The organism is Ideonella sp. (assembly GCF_036277275.1).
Taxonomy (GTDB): Bacteria; Pseudomonadota; Gammaproteobacteria; order Burkholderiales; family Burkholderiaceae_C; genus Ideonella.
This window is the reverse complement of the sequence record NZ_DASUNH010000005.1, coordinates 20,559-41,341: the sequence shown is the minus strand read 5'-3', so window position 1 is coordinate 41,341 and position 20,783 is coordinate 20,559. Positions and strand designations below refer to the sequence as shown.

18 protein-coding genes are annotated in these 20,783 nt (G+C 68.4%); 9 read left to right on the top strand and 9 right to left on the bottom strand.

The genetic code is table 11. The features are described 5' to 3' along the window. Window positions 1-38: 38 nt before the first annotated feature. Genes ureC through VFY73_RS01220 form a run of 3 tightly spaced genes read right to left on the bottom strand, consistent with a single transcriptional unit; the run spans window position 39 to window position 2,387 of the window. Entirely contained in the window at window positions 39-1,766 is a 1,728-nt protein-coding gene (gene ureC / locus VFY73_RS01230; RefSeq protein WP_329716079.1) for an urease subunit alpha, read from the bottom strand. Then, entirely contained in the window at window positions 1,766-2,071 is a 306-nt protein-coding gene (locus VFY73_RS01225) for an urease subunit beta (RefSeq protein ID WP_329716078.1), read from the bottom strand. The genes ureC and VFY73_RS01225 overlap by 1 nt, the downstream gene beginning before the upstream one ends. Window positions 2,072-2,084: 13 nt before the next feature. Further along, a complete protein-coding gene (locus tag VFY73_RS01220; protein ID WP_329716077.1) occupies window positions 2,085-2,387 on the bottom strand; it encodes an urease subunit gamma in 303 nt (100 codons plus the stop codon). A 123-nt stretch (window positions 2,388-2,510) separates the two neighbouring features. On the opposite strand from VFY73_RS01220, the gene VFY73_RS01215 reads away from it, so the two are divergent. Then, complete coding sequence (locus VFY73_RS01215) at window positions 2,511-3,071, top strand: DUF2242 domain-containing protein (protein WP_329716076.1); 561 nt, start codon at window positions 2,511-2,513, stop codon at window positions 3,069-3,071. Here VFY73_RS01215 and VFY73_RS01210 read toward each other — a convergent pair. Together VFY73_RS01210 and VFY73_RS01205 are read right to left on the bottom strand one after the other, a co-directional pair. Further along, window positions 3,022-3,381 carry an NIPSNAP family protein gene (locus tag VFY73_RS01210; protein WP_329716075.1) on the bottom strand — a complete coding sequence of 120 codons (360 nt, stop codon included), beginning with the start codon at window positions 3,379-3,381 and terminating at the stop codon, window positions 3,022-3,024. The two genes, VFY73_RS01215 and VFY73_RS01210, sit on opposite strands and share 50 nt — an antisense overlap. 19 nt (window positions 3,382-3,400) lie before the next feature. Then, window positions 3,401-4,294 carry a DMT family transporter gene (locus VFY73_RS01205; RefSeq protein WP_329716074.1) on the bottom strand — a complete coding sequence of 298 codons (894 nt, stop codon included), beginning with the start codon at window positions 4,292-4,294 and terminating at the stop codon, window positions 3,401-3,403. A gap of 123 nt (window positions 4,295-4,417) precedes the next feature. Here VFY73_RS01205 and VFY73_RS01200 point away from each other — a divergent pair, with 123 nt between their 5' ends. Beyond that, window positions 4,418-5,308, top strand: coding sequence for a LysR family transcriptional regulator (locus tag VFY73_RS01200; RefSeq protein WP_329716073.1), 891 nt, complete (start codon window positions 4,418-4,420; stop codon window positions 5,306-5,308). A gap of 19 nt (window positions 5,309-5,327) precedes the next feature. Here VFY73_RS01200 and VFY73_RS01195 read toward each other — a convergent pair whose 3' ends face one another. Together VFY73_RS01195 and VFY73_RS01190 are read right to left on the bottom strand one after the other, a co-directional pair. Then, window positions 5,328-7,049 (bottom strand): SagB/ThcOx family dehydrogenase, encoded by a 1,722-nt coding sequence (locus VFY73_RS01195; protein ID WP_329716072.1) that lies wholly within the window; start codon window positions 7,047-7,049, stop codon window positions 5,328-5,330. Between the two features lie 101 nt (window positions 7,050-7,150). Beyond that, window positions 7,151-7,570, bottom strand: coding sequence for a response regulator (locus VFY73_RS01190; protein WP_329716071.1), 420 nt, complete (start codon window positions 7,568-7,570; stop codon window positions 7,151-7,153). Between the two features lie 372 nt (window positions 7,571-7,942). On the opposite strand from VFY73_RS01190, the gene hppD reads away from it, so the two are divergent. The 3 genes from hppD (at window position 7,943) to fahA (ending at window position 11,004) form a co-directional block, all read left to right on the top strand. Beyond that, window positions 7,943-8,995: a 4-hydroxyphenylpyruvate dioxygenase gene (gene hppD / locus VFY73_RS01185; protein ID WP_329716088.1), complete on the top strand. Its 1,053-nt coding sequence runs from the start codon at window positions 7,943-7,945 to the stop codon at window positions 8,993-8,995. Between the two features lie 112 nt (window positions 8,996-9,107). Continuing rightward, the gene (locus VFY73_RS01180) at window positions 9,108-9,662 is read left to right on the top strand and encodes a VOC family protein (RefSeq protein ID WP_329716070.1); all 555 of its coding nucleotides are present in this window, start codon (window positions 9,108-9,110) and stop codon (window positions 9,660-9,662) included. A gap of 52 nt (window positions 9,663-9,714) precedes the next feature. Further along, window positions 9,715-11,004, top strand: coding sequence for a fumarylacetoacetase (gene fahA, locus VFY73_RS01175; protein WP_329716069.1), 1,290 nt, complete (start codon window positions 9,715-9,717; stop codon window positions 11,002-11,004). Between the two features lie 120 nt (window positions 11,005-11,124). Here the strand turns inward: fahA and VFY73_RS01170 are convergent, their stop codons facing one another. Continuing rightward, window positions 11,125-11,616, bottom strand: coding sequence for a GNAT family N-acetyltransferase (locus VFY73_RS01170; RefSeq protein ID WP_329716068.1), 492 nt, complete (start codon window positions 11,614-11,616; stop codon window positions 11,125-11,127). Then, on the bottom strand, window positions 11,613-12,143 hold the full coding sequence (locus VFY73_RS01165; protein WP_329716067.1) for a hypothetical protein: 531 nt from the start codon (window positions 12,141-12,143) through the stop codon (window positions 11,613-11,615). The genes VFY73_RS01170 and VFY73_RS01165 overlap by 4 nt, the downstream gene beginning before the upstream one ends. A 184-nt stretch (window positions 12,144-12,327) precedes the next feature. Here VFY73_RS01165 and VFY73_RS01160 point away from each other — a divergent pair, with 184 nt between their 5' ends. The 4 genes from VFY73_RS01160 (at window position 12,328) to VFY73_RS01145 (ending at window position 20,690) form a co-directional block, all read left to right on the top strand. Next, window positions 12,328-13,266 (top strand): recombination-associated protein RdgC, encoded by a 939-nt coding sequence (locus VFY73_RS01160; protein WP_329716066.1) that lies wholly within the window; start codon window positions 12,328-12,330, stop codon window positions 13,264-13,266. Between the two features lie 97 nt (window positions 13,267-13,363). Continuing rightward, window positions 13,364-16,012, top strand: a complete 2,649-nt coding sequence (locus VFY73_RS01155; RefSeq protein ID WP_329716065.1) for a PAS domain-containing protein — start codon at window positions 13,364-13,366, stop codon at window positions 16,010-16,012. A gap of 162 nt (window positions 16,013-16,174) precedes the next feature. Beyond that, complete coding sequence (locus VFY73_RS01150) at window positions 16,175-19,663, top strand: hybrid sensor histidine kinase/response regulator (RefSeq protein ID WP_329716064.1); 3,489 nt, start codon at window positions 16,175-16,177, stop codon at window positions 19,661-19,663. Between the two features lie 121 nt (window positions 19,664-19,784). After that, a complete protein-coding gene (locus VFY73_RS01145) occupies window positions 19,785-20,690 on the top strand; it encodes a response regulator (protein ID WP_414654356.1) in 906 nt (301 codons plus the stop codon). Window positions 20,691-20,783: the final 93 nt, after the last annotated feature.

Below are 20,783 nucleotides of genomic sequence, written 5' to 3'. Positions count from 1 at the left end.
TCGACGCGGCGAACGCCGCCCACGGCGACCAGGTCAGGTCAGAACAGGAAGTAGCGCTGCGCCATCGGCAGCACCTTGGCTGGCTCGCAGGTCAACAGCACCCCGTCGGCGCGCACCTCATAGGTCTGCGGGTCGATCTGCATCGCCGGCAGGTAGGCGTTGTGGACCATGTCGCGCTTGGTGACGCTGCGACAACCTTTGACGGCGGCCAGGTGCTTGTGCAGGCCGTACTGCCCGGCCACGCTACCGGCCAGCGCGGCCTGGCTGACGAAGGTGAGTGAGCCACGCGCCAGCGCGCCGCCGAAAGCGCCGAACATCGGCCGCATGTGCACCGGCTGCGGTGTCGGGATCGACGCGTTCGGGTCGCCCATCGCGGCCAGCGCGATGAAGCCGCCTTTCAGCACCAGGCTGGGCTTGACGCCGAAGAAGCCGGGCCGCCAGAAGACCAGGTCGGCCCATTTGCCGACCTCGATCGACCCGACCTCGTGCGCGATGCCGTTGGCCAGCGCCGGGTTGATCGTGTATTTGGCGATGTAGCGCTTGGCGCGGGTGTTGTCGTTGCGCTCCGAGTCCCCGGGCAACGGCCCGCGCTGCGCCTTCATCTTGTGCGCTGTCTGCCAGGTGCGGATGATCACTTCGCCGACACGGCCCATGGCCTGGCTGTCGGACGACATCATGCTGATCGCGCCCAGGTCGTGCAGCACGTCTTCGGCCGCGATCGTCTCGCGCCGGATGCGGCTTTCGGCGAAGGCCAGGTCTTCGGCGATGCCGGCATCGAGGTGATGGCACACCATCAGCATGTCCAGGTGTTCGTCGACCGTGTTGACGGTGTAGGGCATCGTCGGGTTGGTCGACGACGGCAGGAAGTTCGCTTCGCCGACGACCTTCAGGATGTCCGGCGCATGGCCGCCACCGGCGCCCTCGGTGTGGAAGGCACACAGCGTGCGGCCTTTCGTCGCGGCGACCGTGTCCTCGACGAAGCCCGATTCGTTCAACGTGTCGCTGTGGATCGAGACCTGGGTGTCGGTCTCTTCGGCCACGCCCAGGCAGCAGTCGATCGCCGATGGCGTGGTGCCCCAGTCCTCGTGCAGCTTCAGGCCGATCGCGCCAGCGTCGATTTGCTGGCGCAGCGCCTCCGGCCGGCTCGCATTGCCTTTGCCGAGAAAGCCCAGGTTCATCGGGAAGGCGTCGGCCGCCAGCAGCATGCGCTGGATGTTTTCCGGCCCCGGCGTGCAGGTGGTGGCAAAGGTACCGGTGGCCGGGCCGGTGCCGCCGCCGAGCATCGTCGTCACGCCGCTCGCCAAGGCCTCGTCGATCTGCTGCGGGCAGATGAAATGGATGTGGCTGTCGATGCCGCCGGCGGTGACGATCAGCCCTTCGCCGGCGATGATCTCGGTGCCCGGGCCGATGACGATGTCGACGCCCGGCTGCACGTCGGGGTTGCCGGCCTTGCCGATGGCCGCGATGCGCGAGCCTTTGAGGCCGATGTCGGCCTTGACGATGCCCCAGTGGTCGAGGATCAGCGCGTTGGTGACGACGCAGTCCATCGCCTCGTGCGGGCCGGGCCCGTTGGGCACCTGGCTCTGGCCCATGCCGTCGCGGATGGTCTTGCCGCCGCCGAATTTGACCTCTTCGCCGTAGCCGCCGGCCTTCAACGTCAGGTCCTGCTCGACCTCGATCACCAGCCCGGTGTCGGCCAGGCGGACACGGTCGCCGACCGTGGGGCCGTACATCTCGGCATAGGCGCGTCGCCCGATGGTCGCCATCACAAAGTCCCTTGCACGAGGCCACGAAAGCCGAAGATCACGCGGCCGCCGGCAAAGTCGACCAGGTCGACGGTGCGCTGCTGGCCCGGCTCGAAGCGCACGGCGGTGCCCGAGGCGATGTTCAGCCGCATGCCGTGGGCGGCGGCGCGGTCGAAACGCAGGCCGGCGTTGGTCTCGGCGAAGTGGTAGTGCGAGCCGACCTGGATCGGCCGGTCGCTGGCGTTCTCGACCACCAGCGTGGTGCATCGGCGGCCAGGGTTCAGCACCAGCTCACCGGGAGCGGTCAGCAGTTCGCCGGGGTTCATCGGGCGCACCTCGTCATGCCACGGGTTGGTGCACAGTCACCAATTTGGTGCCGTCGGGGAAGGTCGCCTCGACCTGGATCTCCGGGATCAGCTCGGCCACGCCGTCCAACACGTCATGCCGCGTCAGCACCGTCTTGCCTTCGCTCATCAGCTGGGCCACGGTCTTGCCGTCGCGCGCGCCTTCCATGATCGCGGCGCTGATCAGCGCCACCGCCTCGGGGTGATTCAGCTTCAGGCCGCGGGCGCGCCGACGCTCGGCCAGCAAGGCGGCGGTGAAGATCAACAGCTTGTCTTTTTCGCGCGGGGTCAGGTCCATCCGGGTCTCGGCTGCGGCGGTGCGGGCCCACCGGCGTGGCCAGTCCCGAGCAAGGCCGATGCCAACACCACGGAACCGTTGGTCACGGGCGCGGTCCACACAGCCCGGATAATCCAACACGTGATGCACCCACGAATCTCTTTGCCGCTGTTTCGCTGGGCCCTGGCGGCGGCCACGCTGGCGTTGGCTGGTGGATGCACCTCCACCGCGCCCAAGCTCAAGGTCTACCAGGACGAGGGTTTCGAATCGAGCGAGACCTTCTCGCGCCTGTTCGACGCACCGGTCGACCTGACCTGCGAGGCTGCGCGCCGTGCGCTGCTGAGCCAGGGCTACGTCGTTTCGGTGCTCAAGCCCGATGCGATCAACGGCACCAAGAGCTTCCAGCCCGAGGGCGACGTGCATGTGCAGATCGAGTTCCACGTCGTCTGCGCCGCTGATGGCAGCAACGGCAAGCTGGCGACCGCTTACGTCAGCGCGCTGCAGGACCGTTACGCACTGAAGAAGAGCCCGAACTCGGCGAGCCTGGGCGTCGCGGCGATCGGCTCGTTGTCGATCCCGTTCACCGCGAGTGACGACTCGCTGGTCAAGGTGGCCAGCGAGACGATCCCCGCCGGCCCGTTCTACGACCGCTTCTTCACGCTGATGCACCGCTACCTGCGCGAGCAGGCGGTGTCGACGGAGTAGGGGACTGGCCGAACACCGGGCGGAAGAAGCTCCGCTCGTAGCTGAGGATGCAGCGCGTCTGCTCGGCGTAGCCAAAGGCGGCCTGGCAATCGGCGTCTTCGAACGATGCCAATCGGTAGCGCTCGTACTCGGCCAGGCTGGGGAAGGTGAACAAGGCCAGTGCGACGTTGTTCGCCCCTTCCGACGGCATGAAGTAGCCGTGGTGCTGGCCGCCGAAGCGGGCCACCAGCGGGATCCAGAGCCGGCCGTAGTGCTCGAATTCCTTCAGCTTGAATGGGTCGATGACGTAGCGCAGGTAGATCGTGACCATGAGGTGAAGTGGTGGTGTGTCAGGCCGCGCGAACGCCGTGCGACCGGTGGTTGAACAGGTCCCAGCCGAGTCGGTGGGCGATGACGGCGACAACGATCAGCACCATGCCCAGCCATTGCCCGGTGGTGGGCACGGCCTGGTACCAGGCCAGGTCGACCAGCAACGCGACGGCAGGGTAGGTGAACGACAACGCCGCGATCGCCTGCGACGACAGGCGCTGGAAGGCCGCGTACATCAGTGTGTACATGAACGCCGTGTGCACGACGCCCAGCACGGCCACGGCGGCGAGGCCACGCGCGCCGAGCGGCGCGTTCAGCGGCAACGCCAGCGGCGCCAGCATCAGCACGCCGACGCCCATCTGCACGGCCGCGATCTGGGCCGAGGGCAGGTGCTTCAGGCGTTGCGTGGCGAGCGTGACGATGGCATAGAGCACCGCCGCGGTGCATGCCAGCGCGACGCCCTGCCAGGCGGGCGTGGCAGAGCCGCTGCCCCACTCGAGGCCGCTGCTGAGCACGACGCCCACCATGGCCAGCACCAGCCACGGCAGCCGGCCCGCGGCGATGCGCTCGCCCTGGAACAGCGCGGCCAATGCGACCAGCATGAACGGTTGGGTGTGGTAGACGACCGTGGCGACCGAGATGCTCGTGTATCGGTAGGCCGAGAACAGGCACAGCCAGTTCACCACCAGCGCGGCCCCGCCCAGCACCAGCCAGCCCAGGTCGCGCCGGTTCATCGGAAGCCAGCCGTGCGTCCAGGCCAGCCAGGTCAGCAGCCCGGCGCCGCCGATCAGGCAACGGAAGAACACCACCACCTCGGGCGGCTGGCCGCTCTCGACCACCAGCAGGCCGATCGTGCCGGACAGGGCCATCGCGACCAGCATGCGCCAGGTGCCGGAACGGGAGTCGGTGTTCATCGTGGTCAAGGCCCGGGAAACGGAGGGCACACGATGACACGCGGCTTCCTGGATCACAATCTGGCATCCAGGAACCAGATTGATTCCCAAGTCTCAACAATGGCCGCTGAACTGCTCTCTGAAATGCTGGTTTTCGCCAAGGTGGTCGACCTGCGCGGCTTCGCGCCGGCCGCACGCCAATTGGGGTTGACGACCTCGGCGGTCAGCCGTGCCGTGGCGCGTCTCGAAAGCCACCTGGGCGTCAAGCTGCTGAACCGCACGACGCGCTCGGTGTCGCTGACCGAGTTGGGCGCGGAGGTTTACCCCGGCTGCGCCCGCATTGCGCAGACCGCGCGCGAGGTGTCCGCACTGGCCGGGCGTTATGCCATGGTGCCGCAGGGGCGGGTGCGGGTCAGCGCGCCCACCGTGTTCGGCGAGGTCTGGCTCGCGCGCCAGTTGCCGGCCTTCCTGGCCCGCTGGCCCGAGGTGGAGGTCGACTTGACGCTGATCGACCGCATGGTTGACCTGGCGGACGAGGGTTACGACCTGGCAATCCGCATCGCGACGCCTGGTTCGCTGTCGCCCGGGCTGGTCGCGCGGGCGCTGTTCGAGATGTCGTACCGCCTTGTCGCCGCGCCGGCCTACCTGGCCGCGCACGGCGAGCCCCAGTCGCCTCCAGAGCTGGCCACGCACCGCTGCATCTACCTCGGCTACGGCCCGTTCCAGGATCGGCTGGATTTCGAGCGCGACGGGCACGAGCCGGTGTCGGTGCGCGTGCGTGGCCCGCTGACGATCAACAACAGCAAGGGCATCCTGTCGACGGTCGAGGCGGGCCTGGGCATCGGCATCGTGCCGGACTTCACCTCCGCCGAGGCGCTGGATGGCCAACGGCTGCGCAGCCTGTTTCCCGATTGGCGGCTGGTCGGCGGCTACGGGGTTCGCACCGTCCATGCGGTTTACTCGCCGTCGCGCTTCCTGCCGCAGAAGGTGCGGGTGCTGATCGACCACCTGGCGGCGGCCGGGTCGGCGCATTGAACGACCCTGGTGCCGTCGTTCAGGGCGGCCGGGTGCTGGCGTCATACGGTGCCAGCGTGGTCAGGCGCGGGTCGTCGACCGCGCCGCCGACCGTGAAGTGGTAGATCGACTGATAGGCCAGGCCCTCGAGCCCGAACACCTGGTGCACCGGGTCGTCGAAGAAGCAGCCGATGCCGGTGGCGCGCACGCCGGCCGCTTCGGCCTCCAGGTACAAGACCTGCCCGATCAAGCCCGCTTCCCAGAACAGCCGCCGATAGAACCAGGGTCCACGCGTGAACAGCGCTTCTTGGTAGTCGGCCAGCATGGCCAGCGAGAAAGCGCCGTCGCCCGCGATGTCCTGGTGGCAGCTGACCTGGGTCGCAAGCCGCCGCGCGTCGCCGGCTTCGAGCAGGCGAAGCGGCAGGTCGGCAGGGCAGCCGGGCGGCGTCGACCAGCTGAACCGTGCGTGCATCGCGCGCTTGAGCCCACCCATCCTGGCTGGGTCGCGAGCCAGCAGATACAGCCCCGGCGTGATGCCATCGACGCGGTGGACGAACAAGCCGAGGTGGATGGTGGGAGCCCACGCCAGCGTGTCCCAGGGCATCGGGCGCCGGCTCGGGAGCAGGTCGCCGTGCGGCATCAGCCGCGCGAGCATCTGGTAGAAGCGTTCGGCGGCGATCGACGTTCGACCGTCACACGCTTGCAGGCTGCGTCGCTGCAAGATGAGCTGGCTGGCGGGAAGACCCGCTGCGCTGCCGGCGATGGCGCTGCCGTGGGTCGCGTCCACCGGCGTGTCGAACAGGTCGGCCGCCGGCGCTTCGTCGAGCGGCTTGCGCGTGGCGTCGGCCACTTCGTCGATGACCGCCCAGTGCACCGGCTCGTCGCGGCTGAGCCGGTTCGCGGCCCCGTGCCAACGCTCGGCCATGGCTGGATCGACATGCACGGGCGCCGCGCACGGCTCGTCTTCCCGCCAGCGCCCGGCCCCTCCGGTTGGCCAGACCGCGAGCAAGGCATCCGGGTGCTCGCGCTCGGCGTGGGCAAAGTCCTGGGCCCGGTTCAGCCCGAGCAGGTTGTCGATCGTCTCGTCGGCCAGGCCATCCAGCAACACCACGCGCCAGCCCAGGGTGGCGGCTGCGATCCGCAGCGCACCGATCGCATGCCCCACATCATGCTGGCAGTAGCGGAAGGCACGCTCGCCGTACTTCCACGCTTCGCGCCAGTGGACCGACGACAGCCCGACCAGGAATGCCTGGGCCGGGAACCCACGCATCAACGCCGCGAACAACGGGGCGCTGCAGTCTGCGCGCCGTTCGAGCGCGTGCTCGCGCGGGGCGTAGTGGTACAGGCCCGGCGCATCGCCGAGGCCGGGCAGCGCACCGAGCAGCAGGTAACCCTCGGTCGGGTGCAGATTGCCGCTCGACGGGTTGCAGCGCAGCGCCCAGCGCGTTGCGCCGGCCTGCTTCCAGGCGGAGATGGCCAGCGTGTGCTGCAACAGGCGCGACAGCGCATGGATCGTGACGCCGGCACCCGGCACCGACCCGCGACGGAAGAGATCGCCGTAGCGCGGTGAGGGTGGGGCTTCGTGCGCACGGAGTGGGCCCGGCAGCGGCAGCTGGACCAGCGGCGCGCCTTCGTACCGGCGGAACGGATCCGGCTGGTTCGCCCAGTCGAGCCGGCCGGGCCCGGGCGCATAGCGGTTGAAGTGATGCTTGGTGCGCTCGTGGTAGCGCATCACCGCTTCGATCTTGTCGGCGTCGTGCATGGCGGCAGGCGGCTCGTCTGGCCGGGATGATCACCGAGGTGGGCCGCACGGGCGGTGGGCGTGGCGCCGGCAGGCGTCCATCGACGGCCGGCCCTGTTGCCCTATTGCAGCGAGGGGCGCCTTCCGTCGAGCACGTCGACCAGCGGTCCTCGCCTGATCACCGCGCGCAGGACATGCGCGAGCCGGTGGCAATCGATGCGGTCTTGCAAGATGAACTGCCGGGCGCCGAACGCCAGCTCGTCCGTGTGGCCGGATTGGCGGCTGGTTCCCCCGACGACCAGAACCGGAACCTGCGGTGCGGCGGATTGCAGCGTGGTGAGCGTGCCGCTGCCTTCGCTGTCCGGTAGCGACAGGTCCAGCAGCACGACGTCGATGCCGCCCCGCGCGAGTCGGTCGACCCCGTCGGCAAGCGATGTCACGTATTCGACATGAAAGGAGCCGGCGCTGGTGATGGCAAGCGTCTGTTGGATCACGACCACGTCGGCTCGCTCGTCTTCGATCACAAGGGCATTGATGTTCATGTCCGGCATCTTCGAATCGATGGAGCGTCCTTGTCGGTGCCATGGCGCACATAGGCTGCCGGGCAAGAAGGAGACGCAAGTCACGAGCCGCATCCGGCTGGATTGACAGCGGCGCTAGGCGGCGCCACGCTTGGCATACCGGGAATTCGACCGTACACTGACGGTTTCGCCGCCGCCCCACCCCCACTGCCTTCAACGCCATGACCACCCCAGTTTTTCAAGGTGTCGTCGGTGACCATTTGGCGCGCAGTGTTCGGGGCGTGCCGGGTGCTCCGCCGCGTGCGGTTCTTGACTCTTCTGCCGTCAATGACCGTCACCGTTTCAAGGAGCATCCCTGTGAGCAACACCACCGCCGATCTGTTTGACAACCCGATGGGGTTGATGGGCTTCGAATTCGTCGAGTTCGCATCGCCCACCCCCGGCCAGCTGGAACCGCTGTTCGAGAAGCTGGGCTTCTCGCTCGTCGCCAAGCACCGTTCGAAGAACGTGCTGCTGTTCCGCCAGGGCGACATCAACTTCATCGTCAACAACGAGCCCAAGAGCCAGGCCGCGTACTTCGCCGCCGAGCACGGCCCGAGCGCCTGCGGCATGGCCTTTCGCGTGAAGGACGCGCACAAGGCCTATGCCCGCGCGCTGGAGCTGGGCGCGCAGCCGATCGAGATCCCGACCGGCCCGATGGAGCTGCGGTTGCCGGCGATCAAGGGCATCGGCGGTGCGCCGCTGTACCTGATCGATCGCTTCGAAGACGGCAAATCGATCTACGACATCGACTTCGAATTCATCGACGGTGCTCCGCGCCACCCAGTCGGCGTCGGTCTGAAGCTGATCGACCACCTGACCCACAACGTCTACCGCGGCCGCATGGCCTTCTGGGCCGGCTTCTACGAGAAGCTGTTCAACTTCCGCGAGATCCGCTACTTCGACATCCAGGGCGAATACACCGGTCTGACCAGCAAGGCGATGACCGCGCCGGACGGCAAGATCCGCATCCCGCTGAACGAAGAGTCGTCCAAGGGCTCGGGCCAGATCGAAGAATTCCTGATGCAGTTCAACGGCGAAGGCATCCAACACGTCGCGCTGCTGACCGAAGACCTGAAGGCCACGATCGACCAGCTGGCCATGGCCGGCGTGCCGCTGATGACGGCACCCAACGACGTCTACTACGAGATGCTCAACGAGCGCCTGCCTGGCCACGGTGAGGACGTGCCGGCGCTGCAGACGCGTGGCATCCTGCTCGACGGCTCGACCAGCGGCGAGCGCCCGCGGCTGCTGCTTCAGATCTTCTCGCAGACGCTGCTGGGCCCGGTGTTCTTCGAATTCATCCAGCGCAAGGGCGACGACGGCTTCGGCGAAGGCAACTTCAAGGCGCTGTTCCAGTCGATCGAGCGCGACCAGATCCGCCGCGGCGTGCTGCAAACCGCATAAGCATGGGCTGCGACATCTCAACGAAGCGACGGTCCGAGCGCCGGGCCGCTCCCAAGCCGGACCGCGTCCCCTCGGGGGACCGGCCGATGTACCCATCGGACGAGGGGCTCACATGAAAATCGACAGGATCCACCACGTCGCGTACCGCTGCAAGGACGCCAAAGAGACGGTGCTCTGGTACCAGAAGATGTTGAAGATGGATTTCGTGCTCGCGATCGCCGAGGACTTCGTGCCGTCGACGAAAGCGCCGGATCCGTACATGCACGTCTTCCTCGATGCCGGCATGGGCAACGTGCTGGCCTTCTTCGAGCTGCCGACGCAGCCGCCGATGGGGCGCGACCCCAACACGCCCGAGTGGGTGCAGCACATCGCCTTCCGCGTGAAGGACCGCGCCGAGCTGCTCGAGTTCAAGGCCCACCTGGAAGCCAACGATGTCGACGTGCTCGGGGTCACCGACCACGGCATCTTCCACTCGATCTACTTCTTCGACCCGAATGGCCACCGTGTCGAGCTGGCCTGCCCGGACCCGGCCGAAGAGGCCCAGCTGAAGGAGCTGGACAAGGTCAAGTGGGACATGCTCGAGGAATGGTCGAAGACCAAGCGCGCGCCCAAGCACGCGGCCTTCCTGCATGCGAAGGAATTCGACGGTTCGGAGACGGCAGCATGAGCGCCAGAGGGCAGCGCCCAAGGCGCTCGCTCCCCCTTAGGGAGCAAACATCATGATCGGCCTGAACGACACGCTGGACCCGGCGTTGCAAAGCTGGGTCGAATCGGCCAACGACACGCACACCGACTTCCCGATCCAGAACCTGCCGTTCGGGCGGTTTCGCACCGCTCGTGATGGCGACTGGCGCATCGGTGTCGCGATCGGCGACCAGATCCTGGACCTGCAGGCGGCCGGCCTGATCGATTCGTCCGACATGAACCGGCTGATGCGCCTGGCGCCCGAGCCACGCCGCGCACTGCGCACGGCTTTGTCCGAAGGGCTGCGTGCCGGCTCGGCGCTGGCCACGCGCTGGAAGGAAGCGCTGGTGCGGCAATCGGCGGTCGAGATGGGCTTGCCCTGCGCGATCGGCGACTACACCGATTTCTACACGTCGATCCACCACGCGACGACGGTTGGCAAGCAGTTCCGCCCCGATAACCCGCTGCTGCCGAACTACAAGTGGGTGCCGATCGGCTACCACGGCCGGGCGTCGTCGATCGGCGTCAGTGGCCAATCGTTCCACCGGCCCTGGGGCCAGACACGGCCGGCGACGGCACCCGAAGGCAGCCCGCCGAATTTCGGCCCCAGCCGCCGGCTCGACTACGAGCTGGAGCTGGGCATCTTCATCGCCCGGCCGAACGCGCTGGGCGAGCCGATCGGCATGGAGCTGGCCGAGGAGCACGTGTTCGGCCTGACGCTGTTCAACGACTGGAGTGCGCGCGACGTGCAGGGTTGGGAATACCAGCCGCTCGGCCCCTTCCTGGCCAAGAACTTCGCCAGCACCGTGTCGCCGTGGATGGTGACGTTGGAAGCGCTGGCGCCTTTCCGCCAGCCATTTCGCCGGCCGGAGGGCGACCCGGCGCCGCTGCCCTACCTGGACTCGGCCGCGAACCGCGACCAGGGTGCGATCGGCATCATGCTCGAAGTCTGGCTGCAGACCGCGGCCATGCGCGAAGCCGGCCACCCCGGTGACCGCGTGTCCACGTCGAACTACGCCGACGCGTACTGGACGATCGCGCAGCTGGTGGCGCACCACACGGTCAACGGCTGCAACCTGCAGGCCGGCGACCTGCTGGGCAGTGGCACCTTGTCTGGCCCGGCGCCCGAGCACGCCGGCTCGCTGCTCGAGCTCAGCAACGGCGGCAAGCAGCCGCTGACGCTGTCGAACGGCGAGCAGCGCAGCTTCCTCGAAGACGGTGACACGGTGATCCTGAAGGCGCACTGCGAACGCCCAGGCGCTCGCCGCATCGGCTTTGGCGAGTGCCGCGGCACGGTGCTGCCGGCGCGCGAACGTAAGGGCTGACAGCGCCGTTGCGCGCGGCGGGCGCTTGGCGCTCGTCGCGTGTCCCCTAACGAGGGGACAGCAAGGACGGCGCTTGCCGCTCTAACGGACGTGCTGGTGGCGTCATCCGCCGCCAGCGAACTACAGCGCCAGGCTGTAGACGCGGAAGACCGCGTCCATCTGCCAGCCGCGCGCCTCGTACAGGCCCTGTGCGCGCAGGTTGTCGTGGGCAGTCTGCAGGTCCAGGCGGGCGCAGCCGGCCTGGCGCGAGTCGTCTTCGGCGGCCTGCATCAGCGCGCTGGCCAGGCCACGGTCACGGGCCTCGGGGCGGACGAACAGGTCGTTGAACCAGCGGAACGGCCGCGCCACCACCGAACAGAAGGTCGGGTAGAGCAGGCAGAAGCCGTCCAGGCCTTGACCATCGACACCGGGCGCGACAAAGACGATGGCTTCGCCGCGCTCGAGCCGCTCGGCGAGGAACTGCCGCGCCAAGGCCGGATCGGACGGCTGCTCGTAATAGCCGCGGTAGGCGTCGAACAGCACGGCCAGCGCTTCCAGGTCACCTGGCAACGCGCGGCGCACGACAGGCACCGCGCCCGCCGGGGGCGCGGTGGTCAGGTCAAGCGTGGTCAACGCAAGTTGGCGCGCAGCTCGCGGCCGGCAGCGCGCATCGCCCTTGTGGTGGCCGTTTCATAGGCCGCCACTGCGCGCTCGCGCATCTCGACCGCCTTGGACAAGGCTTCCTGGAAACGTTCCACCGTGTAGGTGTTCTCGGTGCCGATGTAGACGTTGACGCGGCGCGCCGGTTCGCCATAACGCGGCAGCAACACGGCGAGGCTGCAGTCGCGCACCCGGCCACCACGGCGCTGGCGCACGATCGGCCCCGAAATGCCGACCGGAAGGTCGCTCGTCTTGTTGTGGTTGGGCTTTTGCTGCAGACGCGAGGGCGCCGGCAGCTTGGCGATGCGTTTGAGCAGTTCCTTGGTCGCGGCTTCCAACGACGCGGCAGCACCGCTGCCATCGTTCGTGTGGTCCGAGAACAGTTTGGTTCCGCCATAGCGCAACTGCCAGCCGTGTGTGGCCAGATGGTCGATGCGCTGGATGTTTTGCGGCACCGTGTAGGTGTCGCCGTTGAAGATCACTACTTCGCGGTATTTCATTGAGATTCCCCGGTACAGCTGTTGAACCCCCCAGTGTTCTGAAGTGTAGCCCAGCCTAACAGGCAAGTTCTGAGGCAGTTCATGCCCATGACGGGATGACAGACAATTGGCACGGCGGGCTGATGCGCATGCGCAACGGCCCGTTCGCTTTCTGAAACGATGTGATGCATGAGAAGGGGGCCAAGTGGCCTTGTTGATGTTCAAGAATCTGGTGGTCTACCGGCTCAGCGGCCTGGGTGGCGAGCCGTGGGGGGCCACGTTGACCGAGGTTGAAGATGGCCTGTCCAAGGCGCGCTTCGTACCGTGCATGGCCACCCAGCCGTTGTCGGCCGGTTGGGTCTCGCCCCGCCACGGTGAAGGCGGTGAGGGCGGTACTGCGCCGCTGGTCGAGTCGATCGGTGGTCAATGGCTGATGCGCTTGATGGTCGAACAGAAAGTTTTGCCGTCAGCAGTGGTCAAACGGCGTGTGGAAGAGTTGGCAAAAAAGTCCGAACAGGCCACTGGGCGCAAGCCTGGCAAACGGCATGCCAAGGAGCTGAAGGAAGAGGCCGTGCTGGCGTTGCTGCCGCAGGCCTTCACCAAGCAGGCCTCGGTGAATGTGTGGATGGACACCAAGGCTCAGCTGCTGATGATCGATGCCAGCAGCGCCAAGCGCGCCGAAGAGGCCGCGACGATGCTGGTGCAGTCGCTGGAAGGCCTGGCTTTGCGCCTGGTCCAGACCACGCTGTCGCCGGCCGCTGCGATGACGGCCTGGCTGGCCGGTGGCGAGCCACCGTCAGCCTTCAGCGTGGACCGCGAATGCGAGCTGAAGTCAGCCGATGAAATGAAATCCGTGGTGAGGTACGCGCGCCACCCGCTGGACACCGAAGAAGTGCGGGCCCATGTGCTGAGCGGCGGCAAGCAGCCGACCCGGTTGGCGCTGACCTGGAAAGGCAGGGTGTCGTTCGTGCTGACCGACACGCTGCAGATCAAGAAGCTCAGCGTCGACGACGGCCTGTTCGATGCCGGCAGCTCTCGCGCCGACGAAGGATTCGACGCCGATGCCGCCATCGCCACGGGTGAGCTGCGGCAGCTGATCCCGGATCTGGTGGCGGCGCTGGACGGCGAGCTGGCGACGGCCTGACCGCAGCGCAGCGACCACCGATGGCGCGGGGCCTGCGGCCCCGCTATGCTTGGGTCACCCACGCACCTTGGTGTGCCGGGCCACGGCGCGTACCTGCATGAACCTGTCGCTGAAGACCAAGGCTGCGCTGGTGACCACGTTGGCGGTGCTGGCCACCGTCTCGCTTGCCGGGGGCTGGCTCTATCATCAGCAGGCGCGGGACCACGTTGCGTTGCTGCGCAGCCAGCAGGACACGCTGGCCAGCGCGATGGCCGCCGACGTCGACTACAGGTTGGCGGCCAACCTGGCCGTGCTCAAGCTGGCGGCGCGCCGTGTCGACGAGGCGGTGCTGGCCAGCCCACGGGCGCAGGCCCGCTTCTTCGAGGTCAGCGCCTTGCGCCCGCCGTTCAACGGCGTCGCGATCGTCGCGGCCGACGGCATGGTCGTGCTGAACGATCCGCCCAACCCGGGGCCGGTCAACATCGGCGACCGCGACTACTTCCGTCAGGCGCGGGTGACGGGCCAGTCGACGATTTCGGCGCCGCTGGCGGCGCGCTCGATCGGTCATCCGTCGGTACTGATGACGGTGCCCTTGTTCGACGCCGACCACCGCTTCATCGGCGCGCTGGCCGGCGGGCTGGACCTGCTCAGCGACAACGTGCTGGGCGAGCTGGGCCGCACCCGCATCGGGGCCACCGGACGCTACGAGATCGTCACCCGCGATCCGTCGCCGGTCTACGTGGTGCATCCCGATCCATCGCTGTTGCTGAAGCCCGCCACCAACCTGGCGACGCTGGACGACTTCGACACCCGGCGCGACTTCATCACCCGCCGCACGTTGCGCAACGCGCCGTGGGAGCTGCGCATCGTGATTCCGGCGCGTGAGGCGCACGGGCCCCTGCTGCGGGCGCGGCACACGCTGCTGCTGTCGTTGCTGTTGACGGGCCTGGGCACCGTGCTGGCGGTCAGCGCCGGGCTGGGCTGGCTGATGCGGCCGCTGGAAACGCTATGGCGCGCGATGCGCGAGCAGCGCCGCACGCCCGACGTGGTGGTCCCGATCGACACCCGCGCCGATGACGAGCGCGGCCGCCTGGCCCGCGAATTCGAAGGCCTGATGCGCGAGCTGCGGGCCCAGCGTGCCGAGATGGCGGCGGTCAGCGACACCTCGCCGCTCGGCCTGTTCCGCGCCGGGCTGGACGGGCGCCTGAGCTACGTCAACGATGCCTACTTGCGCATCCACGGCTTTGCCAAGCGGGAAGAGGCGGCCGAGGGCTGGATCGGCATGCTGCCCCCGTCCGACCAGGACGAGGCGCGCCAGGCCTGGCGCAGGATCGTCACCGAACCGGTGGGCATGCACGTGACCCGGCGCCTGCGGCGCGCCGACGGCCGCGAGATCGTCGTCGTGCTGCGCAGCGCGCCGATCGTCATCGACGGCAAGGTGCAGGGTCATGTGGGCACCGTCGCCGACGTGACCGAGCGGATCGAGGGCGAACGGGCCCTGCGCACCCAGGCAGCAATCTTCGAAGCCACCACCGACTACGTGGTGCAGACCGATCGCAAGGGGCGGCTGCTCTACGTCAACCCGGCCGCGCGGCGCGTGCTGGGGCTGGCACCTGATGCGCCGATCAGGCACCTGACCGCGCTGTCGTTCAACCCGCCGGCAACGGTGGCGCGCCACGCGGTCGAGATCGTGCCGACGGCGATCGAAAAAGGTGTCTGGGCCGGCGAAACCCTGCAGTGGGACGCCCAACACCGCGAGCTGCTGGTCAGCCACCTGCTGCTGGCCCACAAGGACCGGCACGGCCAGGTCGAGGCCTTCTCGGCGATCCTGCGCGACATCACCGCGCAGAAGTCGGCCCAGCAGGCGCTGCACCGCAGCGAGGCCGTGCTGCGCTCCCTGACCGAGGTGGTGCCGATGGCGATTTCGGTGGTCGACAAGACCCAGCGCTGCGTCTTCGCCAACCAGGGGTTCGAAGCGTGGATCGGTCGCCCGCGCGACCAGCTGCTGGGGCACACCGCGCAAGAGGTGCTGGGCGACGCGGAATATGCACTGCGCCGGCCCTGGATCGAGCGGGTGCTGGCCGGTGAACGGGTCACGTTCGAGCGCGACGACCCGTCGCGCGAGCAGCACCGGCATGTGCGTGTCGACTACATCCCGCTGTACGACGAGGCGGGCGAGGTCGAGGGCTTCGTGGCCGTCACCACCGACATCTCCGCCGCCCGCGCCGAGGAACGCCGCCTGCGCGACCTGGCGCTGACCGACCCGCTCACGCAAGTGCTCAACCGCATCGGCTTCGAGCAGGCGCTGGACGACCGGGTCGCGTGGACCACCGAAGGCGGGCCCGATGCGCTGGTGGCCTTGCTCTACATCGACCTTGACCGCTTCAAGCCGGTCAACGACCTGTATGGCCATGCCGTGGGCGACCAGCTGCTGCAAATTTTCGCCACGCGCCTGCGCCACCTGGTGCGGCCGACGGACCTGATCGCGCGCCTGGGCGGCGACGAGTTCGCGATCGTGCTCAATGGCTTGCACGAGGAAGCCAACGCAATGATCGTCGCCGACAAGGTGGTCGCCGCGGCCGAGCAGCCGTTCGAATTGCCATCGACGCCGCCGCTGCAGGTCAGTGCCAGTGTTGGCGTCGCCTTCTGGTGGCCGGGCCAGAACGGCGCCGGCGGTGGCTGGCCGCAGGCGCTGGAGCGTGCCGACGCGATGCTCTACCGCGCCAAGGCCGCGGGCCGGGGCCGCGCGGTCGCCAACGCGCCCTGAGCCAACGCGCACTGCAGCAGTGCAGTCGCGCACGCATCTGGTGAGGCCTCGGCCCACGGAGGGCGGCTTGCGGCGCCGCCCGTGGGCCGCGCTGGTGCGTCGCCATGGCGCTGGCTGGTGCGGATCTTGAATGGTCGGAAGGGGCCCCGTCGGCCCGCCACCATGTCGATCCCGTCCGCTGCTGCCGCCCCATCGCCCGACGCACCGCTGCGGGAGGCGGTGCCGTGCCCGCAGCGCGTGATCAAGATCCGGCGCGACTACAACGCCTGGGTCGCCAGCGAGACGATCGAGGACTACGCGCTGCGCTTCACGCCGCGGGCGTTTCGCAAATGGTCGGCATGGCGGGTCGCCAACACCGCGTTCGGCGCGGCGTCGTTCCTGGTGCTCGAAGCGGTCGGCGCCACGCTGCTGGTGCGGTACGGCTTCGTCAACGCCTTCTGGGCCATCCTGGCGACCGGGTTGATCATCTTCGCGGCCGGCTGGCCGATCAGCGTCTACGCCGCGCGCCACGGCGTCGACATGGACCTGCTGACGCGCGGCGCCGGCTTCGGCTACCTCGGCTCGACGCTGACCTCGCTGATCTACGCCAGCTTCACCTTCATCTTCTTCGCGCTCGAAGCGGCGGTGATGGCCTATGCGCTGGAGCTGGCGTTCGACATCACGCCGGCCTGGGGCTACCTGCTGTGCGCGCTGGCGGTGATCCCGCTCGTGACCTACGGCGTGACCTGGATCAGCCGACTGCAGGTGTGGACGCAGCCTTTGTGGCTGGCGCTGCTGCTGATCCCGTATGCGGCGGTGCTGTGGCTGAATCCAGGGCTGCCTGCGCAGCTGGCAGGCTACGCCGGTGAGCAGGGCATGGCGGGCTTCACGCTGGCCGGTTTCGGCGCCGCGTTGACCGTGGGCATCGCGTTGATCACCCAGATGGGCGAGCAGGTCGACTACCTGCGTTTCATGCCGGAGCGGGTGGCCACCAACCGCAAGCGCTGGTGGTTCGCCGTCATCATCGGCGGACCGGGCTGGGTGCTGCTGGGCGTCGCGAAGATGCTGGGCGGTGCGCTGCTGGCCTACCTGGCGCTGACGCACATGGTCTCGCCCGATCGCGCGGTCGATCCGAACCAGATGTACCTCGCGGCCTGGGAGTTGCTGTTGCCGCACTACGGCTGGGCGATCGGAATCACCGCTCTGTTCGTCGTCGTCTCGCAGCTGAAGATCAACGTCACCAATGCGTACGCCGGCTCGCTGGCCTGGTCGAATTTCTTCTCGCGCCTGACCCACAGCCACCCGGGCCGCGTGGTGTGGATGGTGTTCAACCTGCTGATCGCGCTGATGCTGATGGAGCTGGACGTGTTCCAGGCGCTCGGAGGCGTGCTTGGCCTGTTCGCCAACATCGCGATCAGCTGGATCATGGCGGTGGTGGCCGACCTGGTGGTCAACAAGCCGCTGGGCCTGAGCCCGCCGGGCATCGAGTTCCGCCGCGCCTACCTGCACGATGTGAACCCGGTCGGTGTCGGCGCGACGGCGCTGGCCTCGCTGCTGTCGGTGGCGGCGCACCTGGGCGCGTTCGGCCCGTTGGCGCAGGCCTTCTCGGCGATGATCGCGCTGGTCACTGCGTTCATCGCTGCGCCGCTGATCGCGTGGGCCACGCAGGGCCGCTACTACCTGGCCCGGCCTGTCGACGAAGGCACCTATGCGCGCTTGACCCCCCAGCGGTGCGTGGTCTGCGAGCAGCACTACGAAGCCGACGACATGGCCGGCTGCCCGGCCTACGGCGGGCCGATCTGCTCGTTGTGCTGTACGCTCGACGCGCGTTGCGGCGACCGCTGCAAGCCCGTGCCCCGCTTCATCGACGAGGTCTGGTCGCGCTGGGCCTCGCTGCTGCGGCGCATGTTGCCGCACCGCTTCAAACCGCAGGTCGACTCGGGCCTCGGTCAGTACCTGCTGCTGATGGCCTTCATCGTGCCGCTGTTGGCGGCGTTGTTCGGCCTGCTGTACCACCAGGAGCTGCGTGCGATGCAGCTGCGCGGCAGCGAGGTGGCCGGCTGGCTGGAGCCGGCGCTGCGTGCGGGCTTTCTCAAGGCCTATGCCGCGTTGCTGCTGGTGGCCGGCATCGTGGCCTGGTGGCTGGTGCTGGCCCAGCAAAGCCGCCGCGTCGCGCAGGAAGAAAGCCTGCGCCAGACCGAGGCCCTGCAGCGCGAGATCGATTCACACCGCCAGACCGACCTGGCGCTGCAGCAGGCCAAGCGCCGCGCCGATGCGGCCAACCGCGCGAAGACCCGCTACATCACGACCGTCAGCCACGAGCTGCGCACGCCGCTGAACAGCATGCTCGGCTACGCACAGCTGCTGGAGGATGACCCGGCGATGCCGGCCCACCGGCGCCATGCAGTGAGCGTCATCCGCCGCGGCGGCGACCACCTGCTGGGCTTGATCGAAGGCACGCTGGACCTGGCGCGCATCGAGGCCGGCAAGCTACGGCTGGAGCCGAAGCCGATGCGCTTTCGCGACAGCATCGAAGAGATCGCCGGCCTGTTCGAGCTGCAGGCCTTGTCCAAGGGCATCGCGTTCTCGTTCGAGCCCGAAGGCGCGTTGCCCGACGTGGTGCGTGCCGACGAGAAGCGCCTGCGCCAGATCCTGATCAACTTGCTCGGCAATGCGGTGAAGTTCACTGCGCAAGGCCGGGTGCGTTTTCGGTTGCGCTACGCGCGCGAAATGGCCTTGGTCGAGATCATCGACTCCGGCCCGGGCATGGGTGAAGACGAGCTGGAGCGCGTGTTCGAGCCGTTTGCCCGCGGCTCTGCGGCCGGCAGCGCGGCCGGCTCGGCAGTGGTGGGCGGCACCGGTCTGGGCCTGACGATCAGCAAGATGCTGACCGACCTGATGGGCGGCGAGATGCGCGTGGCCAGCGTGCCGGGCGCCGGTAGCACCTTCACGCTGCGCCTGTTCTTGCCCGAGCTGCGCATCGAGGCGGTCGAGCACCAACTGGCGCCGCGCCGGCGCAGCGGCTACGCCGGGCCACGCCGCACGATCCTGGTGGTCGACAACGAAGAGGCAGACCGCCGGCTGCTGGCCGATTTGCTGCAGCCGCTGGGCTTCGTGATCGAGGGCGCGGCGAACGGCGAAGACGGCCTGACCCGCGCCGCGGCGCTGCGGCCTGATGCGGTGTTCATGGACCTGGCGATGCCCGGCATCGACGGTTGGGAAGCCATCCGCCGCCTGCGCGGCAGTGATGACACGCTGCTGTCACAGGTGCCGGTGGCGGTGGTCTCGGCCAACGCTTTCGACCAGGGCCTGGACAACGACGTCGGCCTGCCGCCCGCCGACTTCCTGGTCAAGCCGGTGCGCCTGCCCACGCTGCTGGACTGGCTGGGCCGGCGCTTGGAGATCGATTGGCTCGAAGACGAAGCCGCGCCGGTTCCGCCGCCATCAGAAGATGCCGGCGCCGTGCCGGCGGGCGACCACCTGCGCGCACTGCGCGAGCTGGTCGGGTTGGGCTACCTGCGTGGCATCGGCCACAAGCTCGACGAGATCGAAGCGGCCGAACCCGCCTGTGCGCGCTACGTGGCGCGCCTGCGCGCGATGGCACGCGAAATCCAACTGGACGCGATGAACCGGCTGCTGAGCCAGACCCTCGATGAACAACAGCGCGCCTGAAATATCAACTCCCGGCAGCGGGGTACCGCGGCCGCCCCCCGAGGGGGCGCCCAGGCCGCTTGGGAGCGGCCCGACACGGCCTGGGCTGCCCTCGCTGCCGTTGAGCGATGGAGTGGAAGTCGTGCTGATCGTCGACGACGTGCCCGACAACCTGGCGGTGCTGCACGACGCGCTCGATGAATCGGGCTACACGGTGCTGGTCGCCACCTCGGGTGAGGCCGCGCTCACGCTGGCGGCCAAGGCGCCGCCCGACATCGTGTTGCTCGATGCGGTGATGCCGGGGCTGAGCGGTTTCGAGGTCGCGCGCCGGCTGAAGGCGCAGCCGGCGACGGCCGCGGTGCCGATCATCTTCATGACCGGCCTGACCGAGACCGAGCATGTGCTCGAAGGCTTCGGCGCTGGCGGTGCCGACTACGTGACCAAGCCGATCCGCCCGCGCGAGGTGCTGGCGCGCATCGCCGCCCACCTGGGCAACGCACGCAGCCAGCGCCAGGCCCGCCAGGCGCTCGACGCGTTCGGCCACGCGACGCTGGTGGTGCGTGAGCGCGACGGTCGCCGCATCTGGCAGACCGCGCTGGCGCGTGACCTGCTGTCGCGTTACTTCAGTGAATTGCCCGATCACCAGGCGCCGGCCGAGCTGATGGCCTGGGTCGGCCGCCAGGCCATCCGCCAGCGCGCCGGTGCCGATGCGCAGACCATCACGCTGAGCCGCGGCGCCGGCCGGCTGACCTGTTCGTTGCACCCGCTCGAAGACGCAGCCCCGAGCGAAGGCCAGTGGTTGATCGTGCTGCGCGAGGCCTCTGAAGCCGCGATGCTTGCCGCCTGGGTTCAGGCCTTTGGCCTGACCACGCGCGAAGCCGAGGTGCTGTACTGGGTGATCCAGGGCAAGACCAACCGCGACATCGGCGACATCCTCGGTGCCAGCCCGGCGACGGTGAAAAAGCACCTCGAAAGGGTGTTCAGCAAGCTGGAGGTCGAAACGAGGACGGCGGCGGCGAGCCTGGCGATGAGCCGGGCGCGCGGCTGACACCCGCGCCGGCTGTGGCCAGGACGCCGCGGTTCGCGACATGCCACGCCCTGCCATGCAACGGGTCGCAGTGGCCCTGGCGGCAGTCGGGGT